Source organism: Marinitenerispora sediminis, from assembly GCF_003336425.1.
GTDB classification, from domain to species: Bacteria; Actinomycetota; Actinomycetes; order Streptosporangiales; family Streptosporangiaceae; genus Marinitenerispora; species Marinitenerispora sediminis.
Genome location: NZ_QEIO01000218.1, coordinates 1 through 6233 on the forward strand (window position 1 = coordinate 1; position 6233 = coordinate 6233).

At 74.2% G+C, this 6233-nt stretch carries 5 protein-coding genes; 2 read left to right on the forward strand and 3 right to left on the reverse strand.

Annotation, left to right across the window (positions count from 1 at the left end):
- Positions 1-437 precede the first annotated feature (437 nt).
- From DEF28_RS25020 to DEF28_RS25030, 3 genes are read right to left on the reverse strand one after another with little or no spacing between them, the layout of a single operon-like run.
- Positions 438-1553 (reverse strand): glycosyltransferase family 4 protein, encoded by a 1116-nt coding sequence (locus DEF28_RS25020; RefSeq protein ID WP_114396583.1) that lies wholly within the window; start codon positions 1551-1553, stop codon positions 438-440.
- Positions 1550-2491 (reverse strand): glycosyltransferase family 2 protein, encoded by a 942-nt coding sequence (locus DEF28_RS25025; protein WP_233515529.1) that lies wholly within the window; start codon positions 2489-2491, stop codon positions 1550-1552. Before DEF28_RS25025 ends, DEF28_RS25020 begins: the two co-directional genes overlap by 4 nt.
- A gap of 42 nt (positions 2492-2533) precedes the next feature.
- Entirely contained in the window at positions 2534-4582 is a 2049-nt protein-coding gene (locus tag DEF28_RS25030; protein WP_114396585.1) for a hypothetical protein, read from the reverse strand.
- A gap of 231 nt (positions 4583-4813) precedes the next feature.
- On the opposite strand from DEF28_RS25030, the gene DEF28_RS25040 reads away from it, so the two are divergent.
- Both DEF28_RS25040 and DEF28_RS25045 read left to right on the forward strand, forming a co-directional pair.
- The gene (locus tag DEF28_RS25040; RefSeq protein WP_114396587.1) at positions 4814-5629 is read left to right on the forward strand and encodes a TIGR03089 family protein; all 816 of its coding nucleotides are present in this window, start codon (positions 4814-4816) and stop codon (positions 5627-5629) included.
- A 21-nt stretch (positions 5630-5650) separates the two neighbouring features.
- Positions 5651-6233: LCP family protein (locus DEF28_RS25045; RefSeq protein ID WP_199493524.1), on the forward strand; the 583-nt coding region annotated here is incomplete at its 3' end.

Sequence of the window (6233 nt, forward strand, 5' to 3'; positions counted from 1 at the left end):
CCCGCAGGCCCCTCCGGCGGCGCCCCGACGGCGTCCCGGCGGCCCGCGGACCGCAGGGCACCGCCGCCCCCCGCCGACCAAGATCACCTACGGTGATCATCCCCGTGGGCGGGGCGGTCCCGTCCAGGCCACCGAGGGGACCGGAGGCGGACCGCACACGCGGGGTCGCGCGGGAGACGCACGTCACACTTCCTCCGGTCACATCCCGCCGGGCCGAAGGGCCGTCCAAGTGCGGGCCTGGTCTCCCTCCCCGCCCTCATCAGCGCCTCCAACCGCCTCAACGTCATCGTCCGGCAGCCCGCCGGCGACGACCAGGTCGGCCAGTTCGGACAGCGGGGAGCGCCGAGCCGGGACCGCCGGCGCCTTCTACGCCAGCGGCGCCCGCCCCGGGCGCCGCTCGCCGCGGCCCGGGGGGCGGCCGGCCGGCATGCGGCCACCTAGCGGACCAGTTCCGCCAGGTAGGTCCGCCAGTAGGGTTCGGGATCGACCGGGCGGACCCCGGCGCGCAGCCGCAGGGGTTCGCCCGGCGCATAGAAGGCACCGAGCGCCCGCGCGAGGTCGGCGGCGTCGTCCGGAGCGCACAGCAGCCCGTCGACGCCGTCCCGCACGTGGTCCGGGAGCGTTCCGGTGCGGGTGGCGATGACCGGGCGCCCGTGCTCGTGGGCCAGCCACACGTTCTGCGAGGCGGTCGCCGACCGGTACGGCAGCACCACCGCGTCGGCCCCCGCGAACAGGCCGGCGATCTCGGCGGCCGGGACGTAGCCGTCGCGCAGCTCCACCCGGCCGCCCAGGCCCAGCTCACCGGCCAGGGCGCGGAGCTCGGCCGCACCGCCCCAGAACTCCCCCGCGACCGTCAGCGTCACGTCGGGCGGGCCCGCGGCGAGGGCGCGCAGCAGCACGTCCACCCCCTTGTACGGCCGCACCAGGCCGAAGAACAGCAGGTGCCGGTGCACCCGCGGCGGCGTCTCGGGCGCCCCGGCCGGCGTCTCCGGCAGGTGCGGCGGCAGTTCGGCCGTGCGCACGTCGGCGTCGCGTCCGGCGAGGAGCGCGCGGGCGAGGTCGGCCTGCTCCGGCGAATGGGTCAGCACGGCGTCCACCCGGCGCAGCAGCCGCCGCACCAGCGCCGTGTCCACGGCGCTGCGCTCGTGCGGCAGCACGTTGTGGCACAGCGCCACCGTCCGCGTCCCGCGGCCGACGCCGGCCAGCAGCCCCAGGTAGGCCGGGACCTGCACCGGGGAGAGCACGCTGAGGACGACCAGGTCGGCGCCGCGGCGCAGGTCGCGGCCGGCCCGCCACCAGCCGTCGGGCCGGTACCACGCCAGTCGCCGGCGGGTCCGCGCGTAGGGTGCGCCCTCCGGGGTGTCGATCGTCTGGCGGCCCGGGTACAGCAGCGCCGGGTACTGCGCGCGCCAGGACTCGATCACGACGTCGTGTCCGGCCGCCGCCAGCCGGTGCGCGAGCTCGGTGGTGTGCCGGGCGCCGCCGCCCTTGTACGGATGGGCCGGTCCGACGAGCGCCACCCGCCGGCCGCCACCGGTCCCCTGCCGCGTCATGTGCCGTTGTTGCGCGAGCGCACGATCAGGTCGGCGAGCAGCGCCATGGACGCGATCATCAGCCCGGTGAGGACCAGCATGATGGTGTTGTTGCGGATGTAGACCGGGTCGCTGACGACGTCGTAGACGCCCTTGAGCGTCCCGATCCCGAGCAGCCACAGCGCCGGCGGCATCAGCACCTTCAGCGGATTGAAGTACATGACCATGCGCAGCACCTGGAGGATGTAGCGGTAGGCGTCGCGCACGAAGTGGAACTTGGAGCTGCCGGCGCGCTTGGCGTACTCGATCGGCACGTAGCGCACCGGGTGCTGGTTGGACAGGAACGCCAGGGTGATCGTGGTGACGCACGAGAAGCCCGGCGGCAGCAGCCGCAGGTAGGGCTGCGCGACCTCGCGGCGGAACGCCCGCAGCCCGGAGTTCAGGTCGGGGATCGGGGTGTTGGTGAGCCGCTCCGCGACCTTGCGGATCAGCCACTTGGCCGGAACGCGCAGCAGCTTGTGCGTCCCCGCCTCCTGCAGGCGGGCCCCGACCACCTGGTCGGTGTCCGGGTCCTTCTCCAGGATGGCGACGAGTTCGGGGATCCGCTCGTTGGGGTAGCTCATGTCGGCGTCCGTCCAGACGACGATCTCGCCCCGCGCCCGCTGGCTGCCGATGCGGCGCACCGTCCCGGCGCCGCCGTTGTTCTGGAAGGTGATCACCCGCATCCGCGGGAACCGCGGCTCGGCGTCGCGCAGGCGCAGCAGCGTCTCGTCGGTGGAGGCGTCGTCCACGGCGAGCAGCTCGTAGGAGTAGCCGGACGCGTCCATCGCGGCGCAGATCCGCTCGACCTCGGCCACGACGTGGTCCTGCTCGTTGTAGCAGGGCAGGACGATGGTGACGTACGGGACGTCGGCGGAGGTCGCGTCGTCGGCCACGTTCTCTTCCTGGGGGTCGCGCACGGGGAGTGAGGGCGTGCCCATCGTAACGGGGCGGTCCGGGGGTCAGCGGACGGCGCGGTTCGGTCCGGCCTCCGGGACCACCGCCACCCACACGTCGCCGTTGAACGCCCACGGGCCGTCCGGCGGACGCATGAGCGTGCTGGGGTCCTGCTCGGTGTGCACGTCGAAGGCGTGCTCCGTGCGGACGGACGCCGGCAGGTGCGGGAGCAGCCCCTCCCGGGAGTCCGCGGCGATGACCGGCGTGCGTCCGCGCTCGCGCACCTCGGCCACCACGCGCCGCACCGTCTCCGGATCGGCCGGACTGACGTGCGCGGTGGGCGCACCGCACATGCCGCGGATCAGCTGGGCGAACTTGCTGTTGGTGGCGGCGTCCACGACGAGCACGCTGCCGTCCTCGGGGATGGCGGCGCACAGCCGCCCGGTGGCCGCCACCGAGCCGACGTCCGTGCGGTAGGACATGATCCCGGCAGCGGTGACCGCGGTGGGCAGGAGGACCGCCACAGCCCCCAGCGCGGCGACCCCGCCCGGCAGCCACGCCGGCGGCCGGACCGGGTGCTCCCGCACCCAGCGTGTCGCGCGGGCGGCGAACCACACCGCGAGCAGCACGAACGCGGGGATGACGAGCACGACGAGCCGGCGGCTCGCCCACGGGTGGTCGGGGGTGATGGCCGGACGCAGCAGGGTGGCGGCGACCGTCCAGGTCAGCATCATCAGCGGCAGCACCCAGCTCGGCTCCCGCCCGGCCAGCACCCGGCGCAGCAGCAGCGCGACCCCGACCGTGGCGAACAGGACCGTGGTCAGGCCCACGTACCAGCCGACCCAGTAGAGGGTCATCTCCTCGTAGGTGCGGTCCGGGTCGACCGCCAGCCCCTCGATCTCCTGCACCTGGCCGATGTAGATGCCGGTGATGTCGTCACCGTGCCCGCGCTCCACATGGATGAGCGGACGCACGGCGAAGCCGGCCATCACCAGCACCGCCAGGCCCGCGGCGGCGGTGGGCAGCCAGGGCCACCGGTCCGGCCGGGGCAGCCCGCGCCGCCACAGCAGCGCGGTGCCGAGCGCGACCGCGACCACCACCGCGCCGCTGATCAGCAGCAGCGGGCGCAGGGAGTCGGACAGGTAGACGAGGTAGGGCCGGGAGAGCCCGAACCCGGCCACCAGGCCGTATCCGAGCCCGACGGCGAGTCCGGCGAGCAGGGGCACCGCCTGGCCGCGGCGGGCGAGCAGCAGCAGCCCGACGAAGGCCACCACCGGCAGGATGTCGCGCAGCGCGTCGATGCGCACCACCAGCCCGAGCCCGAACGCCAGGCCGGCGGCCGCGGCCAGGGCGTGCGGTACGCCCCACCGCTCGCGCGCCCCGACCTCGCGGGTCAGCGCGTCGTGGCCGAGCACGAGAGCGCCCAGCAGCAGCACCTGCGCGGCCGGCTCGCTGTAGGTGGAGCGGCTCACCCACTGCTCGGGGAGGCTGACGGCCAGCACCAGCGCGGCCAGGGGCGCCCAGCGCGACCCGACGAGGCGCGCGGCCAGTCCGGCGAACGTCAGCACCCCGAGCGCGCCCAGGAGCGGCGCCGCCACCAGCATCCCGTCGAGACCGCCGAGCCAGTAGCCCACCGAGAGGATCAGCGGCGCCCCGGCGAGGAACTGCGGCCAGATGACGTCGCCGACCTGGTAGTAGGCGGCGCTGTCGTAGGAGAGGGCGGGGTCGTCGCCGGCGATGAGGTCGCGCGACTGCGGGATGGGCAGCGATCCGTGCTGCGCGATCCAGGCGGTGAACTGCGCGTAGGAGGCGGGGTCCCGGCGGATGACCAGCTGCTCGGAGTGGTACAGCACCTGCACGACGGCGAAGGCCAGCGTGACCAGCACCACGGCGGCGACCGGCCACCAGGGCGTCTCCTCCTCGGGCAGGTCGGGGACGAGCCGGGGCACCACGGCGAGCGCCGCCACGACGGCCGGCAGCCCCACCACGAGCCCGGCGAGCGGCGTGAACTGCCCGGCGAGGAGCAGCGGGAAGGCGACGAGCAGCCACGCCCCGAGCGCGACGACGGGCACGACGGTCAGGCGGGCGAGGAGGCGTCCGGGTGTCAGGCGCATGCACGCCACGATGCCAGTTCCGCGCGGTCCGTGGGACGGATCGGATCCGCTGCCTGCCCCACAACCGGACACTTCCGACAGACCCGGCACGGCACGCCGCCTCCCTCGGGACGTCCGGGACCGCCGGCGCCGCCCGAGCCGCCCGGGCCGGTCCCGGCCGCGCCGCCCCCGGCGCCGCGGCCGAGTAGCATGTGGCGTCCTCGTCGACTCGCCGACCGTAAGGAGCGCACCGTGCCAGCGCGGACCCCGGGAGAGATGTGGCGGTCCGCCGTCGCGGTGGACGGCGGACGGCCGTTCGTCACCGCCTACGACGACGGCGGCGGACGGGTCGAGCTGTCCTACGCGACGTTCGACAACTGGGTGGCCAAGACGGCGAACCTGATCGTCGACGGGCTCGGCGCCGAGCCCGGGGAGCGGGTGGTGCTCGCGCTGCCCGTCCACTGGCAGAGCCTCGTCTGGGTGCTCGCCTGCTGGTCCGCGGGCGTGGCGGTGGTCCCGGCCGCGGATGCGCCGGGCGGACCGGCGGAGCTGCCCGACGGCGACATCGTCGTGGCCGACGCCGCGCGGCTGGCCGCCGCCCTGGACAGCGGGGCCCGCGAGGTGGTCGGCGCCTCGCTGCACCCCCTGGGTGCTCCGCTGGCCGACTGCCCGCCCGCGGCACTGGACTACGCGGTCGAGGTGCGCGGGTACGGCGACCGGTTCGATCCCCCGGGGGCGGTCGGGGCCGGCACGCTGGCGCTGGACGGCGCGGTGCGGCTCACGGGAGCGGAGGTGGCGGTGCGCGCGGAGGAGCGCGCGGCGGGCTGGCAGCTGACACCGGCGGACCGGGTGGCTATGATCACTTCCGCGTCGGATCTCCCCGCGGCGTTCGATCCTGATCTGTCAGGATTTCTGGCACTGGTAGCCCCCGCGTCCTCTCTGGTGCTTACGCCCGGTGTCGATTCGGCTAACCTGCAAGCACGGCTTGGCATGGAGCGTGTCACGGCGATCGCCGGCGCCCAGCCCGAACCCCCCTCGCTCTTGGGCTCCATCAGGCCGTTGACCTGACATCTGACCCTTTGGTGCGCGATGCCCAGAACCCGCTCCTCCTCCCGAAGGTCCGCCCGCAGAGCCTCCAGAACCTCCTCGTTCCGCTCCGTCCGGAACAGCCTCACCACCGGCGGCTGGGTCGCCGTCATCACGACGGTGCTGGTCATCTGCTCCAGCCTGACGGCCTACGGCGCCTACTACGACATCTACGGCAACATCAGCCAGGAGAGCATCGACACCGACGCCTTCGGCGACCGCCCGACCAAGGTCGACGGGGCGGTGAACATCATGGTCATCGGCTCCGACGTGCGCACCGGCGAGAACGCCAACTACGGCGCCGCCGAAGGCGAGCGCCCCGACACCCTCGTGATCGCGCACATCTCGCCCGAGCAGAACAGCGCGACGCTGATCAACCTCCCGCGCGACAGCTACCTGGAACTCCCCGCGTGCGCGCCCACCGACGACAAGCCCGGCTACGACGCGCACCTCGGCATGATCGGCGAGGCCATGAGCCTCGGCGGCGTCAGCTGCCTGTGGACGACGGTCGAGCAGCTGACCGGCATCCACATCGACCACTTCGTCAGCGTCGACTTCACCGGCTTCAAGGGCATGGTCGACTCCA

Excerpts from the sequence above, each read along its gene's own strand:
- DEF28_RS25030 (WP_114396585.1), bottom strand. The coding sequence starts at position 4,582 with ATGCGCCTGACACCCGGACGCCTCCTCGCCCGCCTGACCGTCGTGCCC.
- DEF28_RS25020 (WP_114396583.1), bottom strand. The coding sequence starts at position 1,553 with ATGACGCGGCAGGGGACCGGTGGCGGCCGGCGGGTGGCGCTCGTCGGA.